Raw genomic sequence first — 17,125 nt, forward strand, 5'->3', positions numbered from 1 at the left:
AGGGGGTTATCCCAGCGTGCTAAAGGTGGGGAGGCTGATGGATGCGCCCTTGGTCATCCAGACCTGACATCCCCGGCACAGGCCCCATCGGCTGTCTATCCAGAAACAGGCCTCGTCCCGCATGGTCTGGCCCGTGTCATAGGCGTTGCCGCCGGAATCTCTGGCCGCCCGCCAGATTTTCATCCGCAGGCCCGGTTCTCTGTCGATGGGCCAGCTCCGCTCATACAAAAAATGTTCCAGACCCGCCTCATCCGGTGAAAATCCGCTCCAGTTCGATGTTCCGTTTAGGTGCCCCCTGTTTTTTGAACCGCTTTGAGCAGTTCCATGTTTTCAAGCCACCGGCTTTGTCGGTGGTCTATGACTTATTTTTTGCAAGATTAAAAAAAGGCTTCAGATCCACACCCGTCCAGTCCTGATATCCCGGCACCTTCACCATGAGGCTTCGCTCCGCAGGGACGGCCACAACCTGATACACCGTACGGATCTTTCCTTCCTCAGGCCATGTGGCCCCGCCCTGATCCATGGGGATATCCAGAAGGGCCATCATGGTGCTGGCATCCATTTTCCCCCTGTGGCTGTGACCAAGGCTCAGCAGATTGTCCCTCCGCAGGGGGGACTCAAATCCGGTATCCGGCTGCAGGGCCAGCCCCCATGCAGGATGGACAAAATGATTGGTGGCCACCAGCAGCCCCCCACTGTCCCCGTCCCGGCGCTTCATATCAAAGGGTGTCCATTCATAGGCAAAGGCTTTGCTGGCATCGGCCACATTAATAATAAAGGTAAACTCCGGTCTGGTGGAATGAAAGGCCGCATCCACCTGCTCCATACCCTTGTAATCCATGAGAAAGCCCATGAGACTGACAATGGCGGGGACCCGGTTGGTATAGGTCAGTCCTCCGCCCGAAGGCAGCCCGTTGTTCAGCTCCATGAAAAGACCGTCCGCATTCATGCCCGTGGTCATGTAAACAACCCCGGCAAAGGTGATGGTGGCAGAAGGAATACCGGAATCCGGATGCCAGACAGCCACGGTGAGCTTTTGCGCAAAATCTGCATATGAGTCAAACCAGTCATAATTTCTGCCAGCCACAAGGGGACCACCGCCGGTAAAATCCCCCCAGGCAAAAATTCCGGAACACCCGATCAGAACGCCGTAAAGTTCGAGGGCATTGAGGCGGAGATGCTGGCCGAGGGAAAGCCCTGAGGTTTCTGTCATGCCGGTAAGAATATCCCTGAAACGTTTCGGATAGAATGCATAAAAGGCCTCTGCCGTCTGATCCATAAGAAGCGGAGAAAGGCCCTTTTCCTTCAGAAAATAATTTTCTATGGCCAGACCGTAGAGTTCCTGCAGCTCTTTGGCAAGAAGACTGCCGTACTGCCTGCCCATGGCATGGAAAGATCCGTGCAGATCCAGCACAGCCAGCTTTCCGGATCTGTAAAGTGCCCCGCCTTCAAAACGGGTATGGGGTCCGGTGATCATGCCCCCTCCTTTAAAAGTACCGTCAAATAAAACAGCACCTCTCCTGTTCAAGCATTACCTCATCTGATCATCTGCCATGGCATAAAGATTTCTGGCAAGTTCGAGAAATTTTCCGACGCTTTCCATGGAAGGTTTGCCATCCGGCATCAGGCCAAGATCCCCCGGATACCTTGCATTAATATAGATATCGTTGAGATCTTCAAGCGTGTCTTCATGTTCCTCAAGAAAATCCGGTGCAATACGGTTTTTCAGTGTGATCAGATCGTGCTGTTTCGGGATATGTCCAAATCGGTATTCCAGAAGTGCCTTGAGGGATTTTTCTATGGCTTGCTGGGCATGAAATGCGGTGATATGGCTTAAATGCTCACAGGGAAATATCTGTTCACAGGCCATGATATCGTCCTTTGCCGCTTTCAGCCATTCCGCAGCCATCCACCTGTTCGGAGTACTCATAAAAGTTGTTGTCCTTTCTCGTGGATTTCCCTGGAAAAAGAGCTGTTTGTTTTGATAAAATTTTCGCTCATGGTGCGGGTGTGGACAATGAGATCAATCCCTCGTCTTTTTCGGATATCCTGTATGGAACGGGAGTAACGCCTTGCCAGTTTTCTTTTTTCTTCCCATGTGGAAGGGATGAAATTGTCCTTTGTGACAATGTAAAGATCAATGTCACTGTCCTCCGTAGCTGTCCCGGAGGCATGACTTCCGAAAAGGATTACCTTTTCCGGGTCCATGGGCTGAAGGCAACGGATAATTTCTTTTTTCAGGGCTTCGATGGTTTCCGTCATTGTGTGAGGTTCTCCCCTGTAAGGTTTTTAATCTGTTTATTTTATTATACAACATCCAGACAAAGAATCCAGCCGGGAATAGATGCGCAGACAATGGAAAAAAAGCTACTGGAAAAACGGCTGCTGCACCCCCCTCATTTCGGGACATACCCCACAATATCCTTATTTTTTCAAAAGATCCGACATTTTTCCCATGTGCACCTGTTATTTTTTCATTCCGTACTTATACTTTCTTGGGTTATAAGGAAGCTGGACTGCCAACCTGCCCGGACAAAGGGCGGACAACCATAGGAGAGCAACACGTATGTGGGATTACACAGACAAGGTTCGGGAACACTTTCTGAACCCAAAAAACGTCGGCGAAGTAGAAAATCCGGACGGAATCGGTGAAGTAGGCTCCATTGCCTGCGGCGATGCCCTGAAACTAACCTTCCGCCTTGGAGAAGATAAAACCATTACCGAAGCTAAATTCAAAACCTTTGGCTGTGCCAGTGCCATTGCATCTTCCTCCGCACTCACGGAAATGATCATAGGCAAGACCCTGGAGGAAGCCGAAAAAATCAGCAACGAAAACATAGCAGAGTTTCTAGGCGGTCTTCCCAAGGAAAAGATTCACTGCTCGGTCATGGGACAGGAAGCTCTGGAAAAAGCCATTGCCTACTACAGGGGCGAGCCGGAAAAGGTACTGGAAGGAGAAATTATCTGCCACTGCTTTAACGTGACAGACGTGGACATCCAGAGGGCCGTGAAGGAAAAGGGCCTGAAAACCTTAGAGGATGTCACAGGCTACCTCAAGGCCGGTGGCGGCTGCGGCAACTGCCACGAAGAAATTTCAAATATCATCAAAGCAAGTCAGGGAATCTCCATTATGGAGCCGAAAAAACCGGCTGCCGGACTGACCAATCTCCAGAAAATACGTAAAATTGAAGAAACCCTTGAAGTCGAAATCAAACCGGCACTGATAAGGGATGGCGGCAATATTGAACTGGTGGACGTGGACGGCAACCGGGTACTGGTTCGTCTTCAGGGTGCCTGTGCCACCTGCCCCAGAAGCCGTATAACCCTGAAAGACCACGTGGAAGCCAGACTGCGTAACCTCGTGGCCCATGACCTTGTGGTGGAGGAGGCCTGAAAATGACCCCTGTTTATCTGGACAACAATGCCACCACCAGAGTGGCCGATGAGGTCATTGAGGCCATGCTCCCGTATTTTACAGAGCTTTATGGCAACCCCTCATCCATGCATACCTTTGGTGGTCAGGTGGCCCAAAAAATCCAGACGGCCCGACAGCAGGTGGCAAGCCTTCTGGGGGCAGCAAGCAGCGATGAGATTCTTTTCACCAGCTGCGGCACGGAATCAGACGCAGCAGCAGTCCATGCCGCACTCCGGGCCTTTCCGGAAAGAAAGCACCTGATAACCTCCACGGTGGAACATCCTGCCATCAAGGCCCTTTTTGAAAAGCTTGCCAAAGAAGGCTTTCGCATAACAACCATTCCCGTGGACACACGGGGCAGACTGAACATGGATCTGCTGGAAAAAAGCCTGGATGAAGATACAGCCATTGTCAGCATGATGTGGGCCAACAACGAAACCGGCACCCTCTTTCCCGTGGAAGCCATCGGAAAACTCTGCAGGGAAAAGGGCATTCTTTTCCATACGGATGCGGTACAGGCCGTGGGGAAGATTCCCATGGACCTTAAAACCATGCCCATTGATCTTTTATCCCTGTCCGGACACAAGCTCCATGCGCCCAAAGGTGTTGGTGCCCTGTACATCAGAAAAGGGACCCCCTTTACACCTTACATTGTTGGGGGCCATCAGGAACATGGTCGCAGGGCTGGCACGGAAAACGTGGCCTCCATCATCGGTCTGGGCAGGGCCTGCCTTATGGCCGAAGAAAAAATGGCCGAAGAAAACACAAGGGTCAGGGCCATGCGGGACCGCTTAGAAAAGGAGCTTCTCAGCCGTATTCCCAAATGCTTTGTCAACGGAGATCTGGATGCCCGCCTGCCCAATACCTGTTCCATCAGCTTTGAATACATTGAGGGAGAAGCCATCCTCCTGATGATGAACCAGTATGGCATCTGTGCCTCTTCCGGTTCCGCCTGTACATCGGGCTCCCTTGAACCCTCCCATGTACTCCGGGCCATGGGCGTTCCCCATACTGCAGCCCACGGCACCATCCGTTTCAGCTTGAGCATCTACAATACAGAGGCTGAAATGGATACTGTCATTGAAAAACTTCCACCCATTGTTAAACGCTTAAGGGATATGTCACCCTTCTGGTCGGACTCATGAGACCATGATGTCAAATAAAAAAACCGCTCCTTCAGGGGCGGTTTTTTTATTCAGCATTTTTCCATAAAGCGGCGGATACGGTTTCTGTCCGGTGGAATCATATAAAGAAAAGCGCATCCAAGCCCCGTCTTTTTAAAACCTTCATAAACGGTTACCCATCGCACCTCCATCACCGCAGGAGCCGTCAGGACCAGCATTTCCTTACCCTTAAGAGCTTTCAGCTGAAAACGATCCCCTCGCTTAAAGGAAGTTTCCGGTTCAGTCTCAAGGCTTAGGGCAAGACCACCCTCACTGATATTCAAAACACGGGCAGAAAAAATGAGTTCTTCCTTAATCCGGATTTCACCGGCCACCTCATCCTTTGCGGAAAAATATACCCTGGGCCATTTACGGTTTTCTCTTATCATGGAGAATCCTTATGTATTAAGGGGTTGAGGAAGAAACAAAACCAAGATAAAGGAATACAGGCTTCGGCTTCATCCGGTCAACGGATTTAAAAAAGCCTTACCGAAAAACATAAACACAATGAAAAAGTGAACTATGAATATTGATAAGCTTAAAAGCATAAGCTTCCGTCTCTGTATCCATGGACTTCTCGCCCTTGCCATTGCCCTCTGCCTAATGCTTCCCGCACTCATTTTCAACAGCTTCAGCCCAAGCAATGTCATCTGGTTCAGCGAAAAATATTACTGGATATTCTTCGGATTTGCCCTCCTTCTTGCAGCATGCAGAAGCCACACCTTCATTGCCGTTGTTTTAGGTCTTCTCTGCCTGCTTGAAATCACACAGTTCGCATCCCTTGCCTATTTTGGAGATTACATCAATCCCTTCTGGATTCATCAGATGTTCATCGAGGCTGCAGATGTAAGCCAGGAAGCCCTTGCCAGCACAAAAAACCTGTATTTTGTTCCCCTGTCTGCCCTTCTTCCCTATGCTTCTGCCTTTTTGCTTATTTATGCCACAAAAAAAGCCCGTTTTAAACTCCCCTTCATGACAATTCTTGTGGCCCTTATTCTTATCTTCCCCGGAATCAGGATGAAAGTCCACAGTGATTCCGATGACATTTTCAGTTTTTTCCCTGTAATATCTGACCCTTCCCTTGCAAACAGCCTGCAAAGCTATTACGCATGGCTGAATTTTATCCTGATCCCCGGACAGGATACAGAAAATCTGCCTGAATTTCCTCCCTACCAGACCGAAAACATCCCACTTCTCCATGAAAAAATGAATGTGGTTGTGGTCATGGGAGAAAGTGCCACGCCCAATCATATGTCCCTTTACGGTTATCCCAGAAAAACAACCCCGAATCTGGATGCCCTTGCCGCAGAAACGGACCAGCTCATTACAAAACTGGGTATTTCTGCAGCCAATGCGACACGCTCTGCCCTTCCCGCCTTTTATACGGCCCAGTATCATCCCCTGGATACAAAGCCCGTACAGAATCAGAATACCAACCTCTTTACACTGGCAAAAAAGCAGGGCTTCAAAACCTTTTATATATCAGCCCAGAACATCAACTGCCTGAATGGGGTTAATACTAAGGACATCGATTTTATTGCCGCCTTTGACCACCACAGAAGCCTTTTTTCCCGAAAAAAAGACGATGGCATCATAGAACTTTTGCATCAGCTCGAACTTTCCGACAAAAACTTCATCATACTGCACCAGAGAAACTCCCACAGTCCCTATGCCGTAAATTACAGCCACCGCCCGGAATTTGATGTTTTCTCCTCGGAAAATCCGACAAGGGAACAAAACCACATCGATACCTATGATAACTCCATCCTCTACAGTGACTGGCTCTATGATGAGGTCATAAAATATTTCAAGACCATGCCGGAAAGTCCCCCCTCCTATATTTTCATAACATCAGATCATGGTGAAATGTTTGGAGAAAACGGTCTGTGGGGCCATAACCACATGGACATGGAAAATTTCAAAGTCCCCCTTATTTATTATGGTATCCATGCAGATCCCGGCTTCACCGGGAAAATCAGGGAAGAGAAGGTCATCACCCATTACCAGCTCAGCCTTTATACTGCCGAACTGCTCGGCACACGAATCATCAATCCCGGAGAAGAAGAGGGTATTTTCTATGTCAACGGCGTGGCTGCCTTTGGAAGAAGCGGGTATCTCAGGTTCCGCATTACAGAGGAAGGCAGCATTGAGGAAATTGAACTCATGCGGTAAAAAAAAGGCTAACAGGGTCAGGCTCTATGACATAGAGTGACTTTTAATTCAGCCTGTAAAAAATTTTATATCGATTTATACTCTGCGTGGTCATTCTTGATACATGGGGCAGTCTTGAAACGATATTGTAGGGGCAGGCCCCCGTGCCTGCCCTGGTTTTGGGCAACCACAGGGGGTTGCCCCTACAGAAAACCCATTAATGTTTCACGGTTGACCGCTTGGAGTATAAGGCATAAGTGAAAAGGGCCTTTTCCCTTAAAGAAAAGACCCTTTTTATAAAGCAAAATGAACATCCATTTAATTCAAAGCCAAAAAAAATCAGCCGGAAGCCAGACCACCTTCAAGGAAATCCGGCTGTCCCCAGACAGGAGCTGGATAGGTATAAAAACCCGTACCTGTTTTTGCCCCAAGCTTTCCTTCATCCACAAAGGGCTTCAGGTAATCCGCATTGGCCTTTGCCTGAGAAGCCTTGGTAACGGAAGCCCAGTAATCGGTAATTTTCCAAACGGTCTCAAGCCCCACCTGATCCATCATACCAAAGGGACCTATGGGCATCTGCATCACACCCATCCAGGAGCGGTCCACATCCTCAGGGCTGGCAACCCCCCTTGCCGCCAGTGTAAGGGCCGAGCCCAGCAGGGACATGAACATGGAGTTAAAGACATAACCCGGATTTTCCCTGTGCATTTCAATGGGAATCATACGGATGGCCTTCACAAAATCCTGTATGGCTGCCATGGTTTCCTTTGAGGTGCCGGGATGGGGCATGATATCCACGATGCGGTCTACCTCAGGATTATGGAAATGCAGGGCGGCAAAACGATCCGGTCTGCCTGTGGCATCGGCAAACATGGAGGGCATGAGGGAAGAGGTATTAGTGGTGAAGATAGCATGTGCCGGGCACAACTTATTCAGTTCACCAAAAACGCGTCCTTTAAGGGCAGGATCTTCGGGTATGGATTCACTGATGAAATCCGCGTCTTTTGCAGCCAGAGCCATGTCCGTAAAAGAAGAGATACGGGCCAGAACCCCCTCTTCCTCTGAAGCAGCAATTGCACCTCTGGTAACGGCCCTTCTGACTATCCGCTCCACACCCTTCTGCGCATCAGCAAGGGCCTTCTCACTGATATCATAAATCCGGGTATCAAAACCTGCCGCTGCCGTTAAAAAGGCAATTTTCCTTCCCATGGTACCACTGCCCACAATGAGCACCGTCTTGATTTCCTGCATAATGCCTCCTGAAATTTTGCTTAACAATTAATTTTAATCCGCAATTGGCTGCACCAGATCTTCAATGCGACCCTTTTCCCATGCCTCAAGAAAGGCGTCTCCCAGGCGCTGACTTTCCGCCACGGCCCTTTTCCAGAAACCCAGTCTCCCTGCATCATCGCCTTCAAACTGTTTAAAGTCCCTGCGGTCGGGAATCCGACCATAGGGCAGTTTTTCCAAATACTCAGGGGAGGGAGCAAGAAGGAGCACGTCACTGAGTTCCGTGGCTGAGGCCCTTCGTTTCATATTCTTTTTGTCAAACCAGCCAGGTACCACCTCAGGATAAAAATGGGGATAAAGGGCAATGCCGTCTTCCATGGGGCCGGGCGGCAGAGGATGATAATCCACAAGTCCACCGTCCCGAAAGATTCCTTCACCCGCACCGGGAATTCCTGACACACCACTCATGAGAAAGGGAATGGAGCCCGTGGCCAGCAGGGCCGCACGCAGATTCTCCGAAGCCAGAGGCACAGGCGTTACCCCCTGAAAACCTCCATGCACCAGTCCCTCTTCCCGGGGATCATGGAAGACTACCCGCTCAAACCGACGAACATAGGCAGGCCGTCCCTTCATATTAACCGTGAAGGCCATGCCCAGACCTAAGGCCAGAGCCAATGGATTTTCCGAAGCCAGCCCCCCCCGGCACCGGATAACGGAAAGATGCAGCCTGAAAACAGGGTGGGAAAGGATTTCTCTGGCAGCCCCCGGCGGCAAAAAAGCATCCACAATGCGCAGGGCTTCCTGATCCACATGCCGCCTGCGCACAGGCTTTTTATAAAACTGATGAATATAGGCATGGGCCAGAAAATCAAAGGCAGCCCTTGAATCCTTTCTTGCCGCTGCAGCCAGCTTCCATGCACCGATACTGGTTCCGAAAAGGGGAACGGGACGGGAGGCCTTAGAAAGAAAACCACCAAAAACCGCCGCATCCAGCCCATGGATACCCAGCCACTTGGCCGCACCCGAAGCACCCAGAACCAGCCGCACGTCACCCACAGAAAAACCCTGACTGCGAATACGCTGGTAAGCCCTTGGACCAGCCAGAAAAAGAAGGGATTTCATGCACTCCTCCACATACTTTGGTTCATGGCATCCAGCATATTCTCCGGCACAAGATTCATCCGAGTAAAAGCCTCCGCCGTGAACAGGGCAAAGACACCGGAGCTTTCCGCACAGATATCTCCGGAACTGTTTCGGATTTCAGCCTTTAATAGTGCCTTTCTGGGAGAGATACGTTCCGCCACACAGCTTTCCACCCGAACCTCCTCTTCAATGCGCACCGGCTTCTTAAAGCGCACGGTCATCTCCTGGGTCAGTATAAAACGCCCGGTCAGATGGATGGCAGCCCAGCTCATGGCTTCATCCAGTATGGTGGCCAGTACACCCCCATGCACCAGAGTATGCCAGCCCCGAAGATGTCCAGGGATGATGAGACGGGAACGGACCCTCTCTCCATCGGAGAAAAAACGCATATGCAGCCCGTGGGCATTTCCCTGACCACAGGCAAAACAATGGGGATCTATATTTTTAAGGGCTGTCCACTCCGCCACAATCAAAACCTCCTTCATATAAAGCCAGTGTTTCAGGGCTGGCATCCAGAATTGCAAGGGCCGCACGAATCATGGCTTTTCTGTGATTTTCTTCATTGTCTCCAAGGTGGTGCCTGAAATAATGGGAACCCTCACTTAAGGCCAGCAGGGCGGACACAGCACCGGACACATCCTTTGACCTTATGATACCCGCATCCTTTGCCGCATGGACCTCCCGCTCCAGAAAGCGACGGTATCTCCCGTAAAGATGATCCACCCGCCTTGCAACTTCCCTGTTTCTGCGGGCAATGGCCAGAAAGGAATATACCACTGAAAGGGCAACGGCCCCATACCAGGAAGGTCCCCATATGGTGGACAGAATCACGAGAAGACGCTGCTCGGCCGGACCGTCCTTGGGCAGGCGGCCAATGAGCTGCCCATACACTTCCAGTACCCGGTCCACCAGCTCCATGAGCATCTGTTCTTTAGTGCCGAAATAATGAATCACAAGGCTGGGATGGATGTCAGCCCGGGCTGCCACCTTGGCAACGGAAGCATTTTCTATCCCCTCTTCCCGGATCGCATCATAAAAAGCATCCAGTATCACGGGTTTTCTTTCCTGGGCATTCTGTCTTTTTCTCAATGTTTTTCCCCTCCAGCAAACTATTGAACACCTGTTTAATAAAAACAGTCGTTCACCGCAAGCCTAAAATCAAACACAAGGGGGAGAAAGCCAAAAAACTGGCCTGCTCCCCCTCAAAAAACAACAGATTCTTTTGATCCAATGGATTACAGGGCATTTAATGATCTGTCCGGAACATGGTTTTTCCCGGTTCCCTGCCAGCCAGAAAACCGGATAGTAGCACGGCACCATATTTTACAGACTTTTGCAATATCCATCATAAAGATACCCCTCCACCCCGGCGATCAGGACCGGACTTCCTCAAAATATTCCTTTGTATAGCGGACCACAACTGGCGTCAGTATCAGAAGGGCAATCAGGTTGGGAAAGGCCATCATCCCATTGAAGACATCGGCAAGCCCCCAGACCAGCTCCAGCTTAAGCGTGGCACCAACAGCCACAAAAAGCACATAAACAACACGATAGGGGAAAACAGCCTTTTCACCGAAAAGATATTCTATGGATTTTTCCCCGTAATAACACCAGCCCAGCATGGTGGAATAGGCAAAAAGAATAAGTCCGATGGTGACAATATAAGATCCAAGGCCCGGCAGGGCCATCTCGAATGCCCCTGCGGTGAGGGAAGCACCGGTAGCTCCGGAAGACCAGGCCCCCGTAAGGATAAGCACAAGCCCTGTCAGAGTGCAGACAACCAGGGTATCAATGAAGGTCTGGGTCATGGATACAAGGGCCTGGGTTACAGGATGGCCTGTCTGCGCTGCGGCAGCGGCAATGGGCGCACTACCGAGGCCGGATTCGTTGGAAAACACACCCCTTGCCACACCCATGCGAATGGTCAGCATGAGTACGGAACCGGCAAAGCCACCGGTGGCGGCAATGGGAGAGAAAGCGTGGGTAAAGATAAGACCGAAGGCTGCAGGAATTTGATCTGCAAAAAGCAGAAGTACGGCGATGGAAGCCAGCATATATAAAACTATCATCACAGGAACCAGCACACTGGTAACCCGACCTATGGTTTTAATGCCACCCAGCACCACAGTGGCCACCAGAACCATGAGCACAAGCCCGGTCACCCATACGGGTATATTAAAGGTGGACAAAACCGCATCCGCAACGGAGTTGGACTGAACCATATTACCTATCCCAAAGGCGGCTATGCTGGCAAAGAAGGCAAAAAGAACAGCCATCCACTTCCAGCCCACTCCCTTTGCAATATAATACATGGGACCGCCGCGCATCTGTCCTTTTTCATCCTTTTCCCTGTATGCCACAGCAAGTACAGCCTCTGCGTACTTGGTTGCCATACCAAGAATACCCGTCACCCACATCCAGAAAAGGGCACCTGGTCCTCCAATGGCAATGGCCGTGGCCACACCGGCAATATTACCCGTTCCCACGGTGGCGGAAAGGGCTGTCATCAGGGCCTGAAAGTGGGAAATATCCCCTTCTTCCTTCTTATCTTCCTTACGTTTGACCAGAGCCAGATACAAGGCATGCATGAGTGAGGAAACCTGAATGCCCCGCAAGGCCCAGGTCAGCCATACGCCGGTTCCCACAAGAAGCACCAGCAAAGGCGCACCCCACACAAAACCACCGGCAATATCCACCCAGGTTTCCAGCCTGTCCAGCCATGCTTCCATAATAAATATCCTCTCATGATTGCTTTCACCGGGGAGACAGCAGAAAATTTCATGTTCAAAAAACCACCGGCAAATCTTCAGGGAGCAATGATCATTCACTGTGCATTCAGGCAATGCATAATAATGGAAGGGTCAAACAGAAAGCTCTTTTGTACCCATAGCTCTGAGCAACCCACACCTCTACATCACAAGAATACGCCTCTTTTGAAAATACAGACAGATATCCAGCACAGCTATGCTTGCATGATTCAAGGGGATATAAGCCAGATAAGCTGTACACGCAAGTTTTTTTCTCATCTTTTTTGACTTTGGGTGTCTGATTTTATTCCTTAAAACATCACCACTTCCTTTTTTGTAACTTCTGAGCAACTTCAAAAGTTACTTTATGACAAAACACCGTAACAGGTCATGGGTTGCTGTTCAGCACATTTTTCTTGCCAAATTCAATATATCAATATATCTTGATATAAAAATTAACAAATAAAGGAGATTTCAAGAATGAAAACCACCATCATCGGCTACCCTCGCATCGGCTGTGGGCGCGAACTCAAAAAAGCAACGGAAAACTATTTCCAGAACAAAATCAGCCCTGAAAATCTCAATGAACAGGCAAAAAGCCTCCGTAAAATTCACTGGGAAAAACAAATCAGCAAAGGAATAGATCTGCCCGTATCCAATGATTTTTCCTTTTACGATACCCTGCTGGATACAGCTCTTCTCTTCGGTCTTATTCCGGAACGCTTCACTGTCCTGCCCCAGGACCCTCTGATCCGCACCTTTGCCATGGCCAGAGGCTATAAAAAGGATGGATATCAGGCCAGCGCCCTTGCCATGAAAAAATGGTTCACAACCAATTATCATTATATGGTGCCGGAAGTGGATGAAAGCAGCAGCATCGGGCTTTCCGGACACAAACCCCTCACAGAATTCAGGGAAGCCCTTTCCGCAGGCTTCCTTACAAGACCCATGCTCACAGGCCCCTATACCCTTTTACGCCTGACCCGCTTCAGCGGGGAGACCTCTGCTGTAAAATGTGCCCAGCGCCTTATCCCTGCCTACGCTCAACTGCTTTCAGCCCTCGGCGCTGCCGGAGCAAAATGGGTGCAGCTGGACGAGCCCTGCCTGTGTCTGGACATGGATGCTAGCGAAAAAGCCTTCTTCCATTCCCTCTACCAGCGCCTTGGAGAAAAAAATCCCGGTGTTAAAATACAGCTGCAAACCGCCTTCGGCGACATTACCCAAGTATATGACAGCCTTTCTTCTCTGCCCGTTCAGGCCATCGGTCTGGACTTTGTGGAAGGTCAAGGCAACCTCCTGAAACTGGAAAGTGACGGCTTTCCTGAAGATAAAATACTGGTGGCAGGCATTGTAAACGGCCGCAATGTATGGCGGAACAATTACAAAAAAAGCCTTGACATCATTTCCCGTATTTCAAAACATCTGCCCGCAGAGCGCATATGGCTTTCCCCTTCATGCTCCCTGCTGCACCTGCCCTACTCCCTTGGCCCTGAAACCGGACTCTCGCCGGAGCTCAGGGATATTCTGGCCTTTGCCGAAGAAAAAATGGAGGAACTTGGGGAGCTTTCCATCCTTTCTGCAGAAAACAAACCGGAAAACCACCCCATCTTTCTCCGTAACCAGCAACGCTTTGAGCAGGCTGAAAAAATCCCCGGCCGTATACTACCGGAAGTCCGTAACAGAACCAGTTTTCTCCGGGACCAGTCCTTCCTGCGCATGCCCGATGCCGAAGCGAGAAAGTCCTGCCAGCAGAATCGGCTGAACCTGCCCCCTTTTCCCACAACCAGTATTGGTTCCTTTCCCCAGACTGCTGAGATCCGTGCCATGCGCAGACTTTACCGCAAAGGGGAGGTTAAGCTAAGCGAGTATGAAGCCTTTCTGCGAAAGCGCACGGAAGAATGCGTAAAACTTCAGGATGACATGGGACTGGATGTGCTGGTTCATGGTGAGTTTGAACGCAATGACATGGTGGAATACTTCGGAGAACAGCTGGATGGCTTCATTTTTACAGAAAACGCATGGGTACAGTCCTACGGTACACGCTGCGTCAAACCACCCATCCTCATGGGGGATGTCCGACGTCCCTGCCCCATGACCGTAGACACCTGGCGTTTTGCAGCAGGCTGTACAAAAAAACCCGTAAAGGGCATGCTCACCGGCCCTGTTACCATCCTCAACTGGTCCTTTGTGCGGGACGATGTGGAAAATACAGAGTGCCTGCTTCAGCTGGCTCTGGCCATCCGGGAAGAGGTGCTGGACCTTGAAGCTGCTGGCTGCGCCATAATACAGATTGATGAAGCTGCCCTGCGGGAAAAGCTGCCCCTGAAAAAAAAGGACTGGAAATCTTATCTGGACAATGCCGTTAATGCTTTCCATCTCTGCCACGACGGCGTACGGCCGGACACACAGATACACACCCACATGTGCTACAGTGAATTCGGAGATATCCTTGAAGCAATTGATGCCATGGATGCGGATGTAATAACCATAGAGGCCGCAAGAAGTGCCCTCACCCTCGTGGATCAGCTGAAGAAAACTCCCTATGCAAGGGATATCGGACCGGGTGTTTATGACATCCACTCCCCACTGATCCCCGGAGAAGAAGATATTCTCTTACGACTTGATACCCTGCTTTCCACACTGGAGCCGGAACAGCTCTGGATCAATCCGGACTGCGGCCTCAAAACCCGCAGCCCGAAAGAGGCTGAGGAGTCCCTTAAGGCCATGGTGAATGCGGCAAAGAAGCTCCGGGAAAAATACAGGTCCTGACTTTGTGTGTCCCAATGGGCACCCGTAAAGGGTGCCCCCGCAAAGCATCGTACAAAAATATTTTTCCTTGACTTCAGCGCTATTTTATATAATACATCCCCTTGCCGCTTTTGGATGGGCCTTACTGAAAAAACCATGCACCATGTTCTTTTTCCTGAAGGTCGGGGATGGCACCCCTCCCATAACCACATTAATACGTGGTGCGGGTCATCCCTTCACCCGCCGGACGGGATAATTTCCCCAAAACCGGAAGGCGTGTAAGCCACGCCCCATTTTACTTCAGGAATATCCATGACATTTTCAGAACTTAATCTCCACCCCCTGATCCTCGACGCCCTAAATTCACAGAACTTCAGCGAACCCAGCCCCATACAGAAAGCCGCCATTCCACCGCTAATGGAAAATCCTTTACAGGATGCCCTTATTCTGGCGGCAACGGGAACGGGCAAAACTGCTGCCTATGGACTGCCAATGATTCACCATCTCAACAGCACCGGAGAAAAAAATACCCTCCGCGGCCTAGTCATTGTCCCCACACGGGAACTCTGCATACAGGTGGGAGAATCTCTGGCTGCTTTTTCTTCCCGCATACCCGGCTTTTCCGTATGCATAGTCTACGGCGGTTCCAGCATCAGTCTTCAGGCCCGCGCTTTATCCAAAAAACCTTCCATACTTGTGGCCACACCCGGAAGACTGCTGGACCTTGTCATGCGCAAGGATGCCAGACTATCCGGCATAGAAAGACTGGTACTTGATGAAGGCGATGAACTGCTGACCCCCGGCTTCCTTGAAGATATCCGGAAAATCCAGAGCTATCTTCCGGAAAACCATACCCGTCACATGGTATCAGCCACACTGCCTGATTCAATCCGCTCAGAGGTTTTCTCTCTCCTGAGAAACCCTGCCGTCATCAAAGCAGAAGACAGCCCGGAAGCTCCGGACAGACTGGAGCATATCTGCCACTGCATGCGGGAACGCCATCGTTTTCCTGCCCTGCTCCGGGTACTTCAGGCCCATCCCGGTGCCCGCGCACTGATCTTCTGCCGCACCCGTAAAGAATCCCAGGAACTGACGGAACGCCTTACGGCATCCGGCATGCCAGCAGAAGCCCTCCACGGAGACCTTTCCCAGGCACAGAGGGAAACCACTGTCAACCGCTTCCGCGCCGACCGTTTCCGGCTTCTGGTCGCCACCAACGTCGCCGCCCGTGGCATTGACCTTCCGGGACTGCCCCTGGTCATCCACTACAGGCTGCCCGAAGTTTCAGAAACCTATACCCACAGATCCGGCAGAACAGCCAGAGCCGGGCACAGCGGCATTGCCGTTGCCCTGATCTCACCTGAGGAACGTGGTCGCATGGCGGGTATTGCAAGAAGGACAGGCCTTGCCTTTATCCCCACCCCCCTGCCCGACGCCAGAGAAATTCAGGATTGTCAGCTTTCCCACCTTGCGGAAACCATTAAAAACAGCAAGGCCATGGATGAGAGCCTGATTGCCGAAGCAGAAAAACATATGGCCACATGCTCCAGAGAAGATCTGATCCGCTCTCTGCTTGCCGTCCACGCCCCTTCCCTTGCCGGTCTTTCACAGACACAAGAGAAACTGGATGCGCCAATGAATTCTGCAAGGCCAGTCACTGGTGGTGGCCGTCCCTTCCAGAAAAATCATCCAGCTCAGTCACGGAGCAATGCCCTTTGCCGCTGCTTTGTCAATGCCGGTACCCTGGACGGACTGACCCCTGCATCCATGACCCGTTTTATCGCTAAAAATGCAGGGATTCAGGCAGGCCGTATCCGTAAAATTGACATGCGCCGGGAATTTTCCTTTGTGGATGTGGAGCCCGATGTGGCAGCGATTCTTAAAAAAAATGTCTGCGATATCCCCTTGGGCACTCGCAGCGTTTCCGTAAAAGCCCTTGCACCTCGCAAAAATGCCCGGCCTGATTACAGAAAACAAAGTGCATAATTTCTGAGTCCGTTAAAATACAGATTACTGGTGAAAAAAGGGCCCCGCATGCCATGCGTGGCCCTTGGCAATGCAGCCCACAGGAGTTCACATGTCAAAAACAAAACCCCCCATATCTGAACAAAAAAAACGACAGGAAGCCCTAAGCAGCCTGCCCCCCAGTGCCCGCAACAACCTGAGTCCGGAAGAAGTCGAAATTTTTCTCCATGGTGATGTCTGGCCGGAGGAGCTCTGCCAAAAACTTTCTGAATTTATCTTTCCCCTGGAAGATGAAAAGCTTTGCAAAGATAAAGAATAAGGTAATTATTCAGCACAGTTTATTCCGAACTGCCAATGCTGTAATTACAGCAGCATCGTACTGTTGCAAGGCTCCGTGGCTATTTGCAAGTGACATTGCAATCGTTTCGGATCAGAGCTTTGCAGGCCTGTGCGAAAGAAGCGGCAAACTGTCTGAGCCGCCACAAAGGCAGCGTACCAAGGCCTGCTATGGTAATCAAAAAGCTTATCCTGCCTGTGGCGGGGAGTTTTTGCCGCTTCCGCAC

General features: G+C 50.7%; 17 protein-coding genes. 7 read left to right on the forward strand and 10 right to left on the reverse strand.

Going from position 1 to position 17,125, the window contains the following annotated elements; all coding sequences use genetic code 11:
* Nucleotides 1-6: 6 nt before the first annotated feature.
* The 4 genes from FIM25_RS08345 to FIM25_RS08360 form a co-directional block, all read right to left on the reverse strand.
* Nucleotides 7-228: a hypothetical protein gene (locus FIM25_RS08345; RefSeq protein WP_139448190.1), complete on the reverse strand. Its 222-nt coding sequence runs from the start codon at nt 226-228 to the stop codon at nt 7-9.
* Between the two features lie 127 nt (nt 229-355).
* Nucleotides 356-1,477, reverse strand: coding sequence for a C45 family autoproteolytic acyltransferase/hydrolase (locus FIM25_RS08350; RefSeq protein WP_139448192.1), 1,122 nt, complete (start codon nt 1,475-1,477; stop codon nt 356-358).
* A 54-nt stretch (nt 1,478-1,531) separates the two neighbouring features.
* Complete coding sequence (locus FIM25_RS08355) at nt 1,532-1,930, reverse strand: HEPN domain-containing protein (protein ID WP_139448194.1); 399 nt, start codon at nt 1,928-1,930, stop codon at nt 1,532-1,534.
* Complete coding sequence (locus tag FIM25_RS08360) at nt 1,927-2,262, reverse strand: nucleotidyltransferase domain-containing protein (protein ID WP_139448196.1); 336 nt, start codon at nt 2,260-2,262, stop codon at nt 1,927-1,929. The genes FIM25_RS08355 and FIM25_RS08360 overlap by 4 nt, the downstream gene beginning before the upstream one ends.
* A 304-nt stretch (nt 2,263-2,566) precedes the next feature.
* On the opposite strand from FIM25_RS08360, the gene nifU reads away from it, so the two are divergent.
* The gene (nifU, locus tag FIM25_RS08365) at nt 2,567-3,394 is read left to right on the forward strand and encodes a Fe-S cluster assembly protein NifU (RefSeq protein WP_139448198.1); all 828 of its coding nucleotides are present in this window, start codon (nt 2,567-2,569) and stop codon (nt 3,392-3,394) included.
* Nucleotides 3,395-3,396: 2 nt separating this feature from the next.
* The gene (gene nifS / locus FIM25_RS08370; RefSeq protein WP_139448200.1) at nt 3,397-4,560 is read left to right on the forward strand and encodes a cysteine desulfurase NifS; all 1,164 of its coding nucleotides are present in this window, start codon (nt 3,397-3,399) and stop codon (nt 4,558-4,560) included.
* Between the two features lie 50 nt (nt 4,561-4,610).
* Here the strand turns inward: nifS and FIM25_RS08375 are convergent, their stop codons facing one another.
* Nucleotides 4,611-4,967 carry a PilZ domain-containing protein gene (locus FIM25_RS08375; RefSeq protein ID WP_139448202.1) on the reverse strand — a complete coding sequence of 119 codons (357 nt, stop codon included), beginning with the start codon at nt 4,965-4,967 and terminating at the stop codon, nt 4,611-4,613.
* A 133-nt stretch (nt 4,968-5,100) separates the two neighbouring features.
* Between FIM25_RS08375 and FIM25_RS08380 the strand changes: the two genes are divergently transcribed.
* Nucleotides 5,101-6,750 (forward strand): phosphoethanolamine transferase, encoded by a 1,650-nt coding sequence (locus FIM25_RS08380; protein ID WP_139448204.1) that lies wholly within the window; start codon nt 5,101-5,103, stop codon nt 6,748-6,750.
* A 318-nt stretch (nt 6,751-7,068) separates the two neighbouring features.
* Here the strand turns inward: FIM25_RS08380 and FIM25_RS08385 are convergent, their stop codons facing one another.
* The 5 genes from FIM25_RS08385 to FIM25_RS08405 all read right to left on the reverse strand — a co-directional run bounded on the left by FIM25_RS08385 (nt 7,069) and on the right by FIM25_RS08405 (nt 11,831).
* Nucleotides 7,069-7,980 (reverse strand): 3-hydroxyacyl-CoA dehydrogenase, encoded by a 912-nt coding sequence (locus FIM25_RS08385; protein ID WP_139448206.1) that lies wholly within the window; start codon nt 7,978-7,980, stop codon nt 7,069-7,071.
* A 33-nt stretch (nt 7,981-8,013) separates the two neighbouring features.
* Nucleotides 8,014-9,081, reverse strand: a complete 1,068-nt coding sequence (locus FIM25_RS08390; RefSeq protein WP_139448208.1) for a patatin-like phospholipase family protein — start codon at nt 9,079-9,081, stop codon at nt 8,014-8,016.
* Nucleotides 9,078-9,569 (reverse strand): PaaI family thioesterase, encoded by a 492-nt coding sequence (locus FIM25_RS08395; RefSeq protein WP_179953256.1) that lies wholly within the window; start codon nt 9,567-9,569, stop codon nt 9,078-9,080. Before FIM25_RS08395 ends, FIM25_RS08390 begins: the two co-directional genes overlap by 4 nt.
* Nucleotides 9,547-10,191, reverse strand: a complete 645-nt coding sequence (locus FIM25_RS08400) for a TetR/AcrR family transcriptional regulator (RefSeq protein WP_139448212.1) — start codon at nt 10,189-10,191, stop codon at nt 9,547-9,549. The genes FIM25_RS08395 and FIM25_RS08400 overlap by 23 nt, the downstream gene beginning before the upstream one ends.
* Before the next feature lie 284 nt (nt 10,192-10,475).
* Entirely contained in the window at nt 10,476-11,831 is a 1,356-nt protein-coding gene (locus tag FIM25_RS08405; protein WP_139448214.1) for an alanine/glycine:cation symporter family protein, read from the reverse strand.
* Nucleotides 11,832-12,329: 498 nt separating this feature from the next.
* Between FIM25_RS08405 and metE the strand changes: the two genes are divergently transcribed.
* The 4 genes from metE to FIM25_RS17300 form a co-directional block, all read left to right on the forward strand.
* A complete protein-coding gene (metE, locus tag FIM25_RS08410) occupies nt 12,330-14,618 on the forward strand; it encodes a 5-methyltetrahydropteroyltriglutamate--homocysteine S-methyltransferase (RefSeq protein WP_139448216.1) in 2,289 nt (762 codons plus the stop codon).
* A 291-nt stretch (nt 14,619-14,909) separates the two neighbouring features.
* On the forward strand, nt 14,910-16,583 hold the full coding sequence (locus FIM25_RS08415) for a DEAD/DEAH box helicase (RefSeq protein ID WP_139448218.1): 1,674 nt from the start codon (nt 14,910-14,912) through the stop codon (nt 16,581-16,583).
* A 91-nt stretch (nt 16,584-16,674) separates the two neighbouring features.
* Nucleotides 16,675-16,881, forward strand: a complete 207-nt coding sequence (locus tag FIM25_RS08420) for a hypothetical protein (RefSeq protein WP_139448220.1) — start codon at nt 16,675-16,677, stop codon at nt 16,879-16,881.
* Nucleotides 16,853-17,125: hypothetical protein (locus FIM25_RS17300; RefSeq protein WP_218961333.1), on the forward strand; the 273-nt coding region annotated here is incomplete at its 3' end. The genes FIM25_RS08420 and FIM25_RS17300, both read left to right, overlap by 29 nt.

It is taken from the genome of Desulfobotulus mexicanus (genome assembly GCF_006175995.1).
In the GTDB taxonomy this organism is placed as follows: Bacteria; Desulfobacterota; Desulfobacteria; order Desulfobacterales; family ASO4-4; genus Desulfobotulus; species Desulfobotulus mexicanus.

Coding starts and splice junctions, on each gene's coding strand:
- metE (WP_139448216.1), top strand. CDS start 12,330: ATGAAAACCACCATCATCGGCTACCCTCGCATCGGCTGTGGGCGCGAA.
- FIM25_RS08390 (WP_139448208.1), bottom strand. CDS start 9,081: ATGAAATCCCTTCTTTTTCTGGCTGGTCCAAGGGCTTACCAGCGTATT.
- FIM25_RS08405 (WP_139448214.1), bottom strand. CDS start 11,831: ATGGAAGCATGGCTGGACAGGCTGGAAACCTGGGTGGATATTGCCGGT.
- FIM25_RS08380 (WP_139448204.1), top strand. CDS start 5,101: ATGAATATTGATAAGCTTAAAAGCATAAGCTTCCGTCTCTGTATCCAT.
- FIM25_RS08360 (WP_139448196.1), bottom strand. CDS start 2,262: ATGACGGAAACCATCGAAGCCCTGAAAAAAGAAATTATCCGTTGCCTT.
- FIM25_RS08415 (WP_139448218.1), top strand. CDS start 14,910: ATGACATTTTCAGAACTTAATCTCCACCCCCTGATCCTCGACGCCCTA.
- FIM25_RS08355 (WP_139448194.1), bottom strand. CDS start 1,930: ATGAGTACTCCGAACAGGTGGATGGCTGCGGAATGGCTGAAAGCGGCA.
- nifU (WP_139448198.1), top strand. CDS start 2,567: ATGTGGGATTACACAGACAAGGTTCGGGAACACTTTCTGAACCCAAAA.
- FIM25_RS08375 (WP_139448202.1), bottom strand. CDS start 4,967: ATGATAAGAGAAAACCGTAAATGGCCCAGGGTATATTTTTCCGCAAAG.
- nifS (WP_139448200.1), top strand. CDS start 3,397: ATGACCCCTGTTTATCTGGACAACAATGCCACCACCAGAGTGGCCGAT.
- FIM25_RS08350 (WP_139448192.1), bottom strand. CDS start 1,477: ATGATCACCGGACCCCATACCCGTTTTGAAGGCGGGGCACTTTACAGA.
- FIM25_RS08385 (WP_139448206.1), bottom strand. CDS start 7,980: ATGCAGGAAATCAAGACGGTGCTCATTGTGGGCAGTGGTACCATGGGA.
- FIM25_RS08420 (WP_139448220.1), top strand. CDS start 16,675: ATGTCAAAAACAAAACCCCCCATATCTGAACAAAAAAAACGACAGGAA.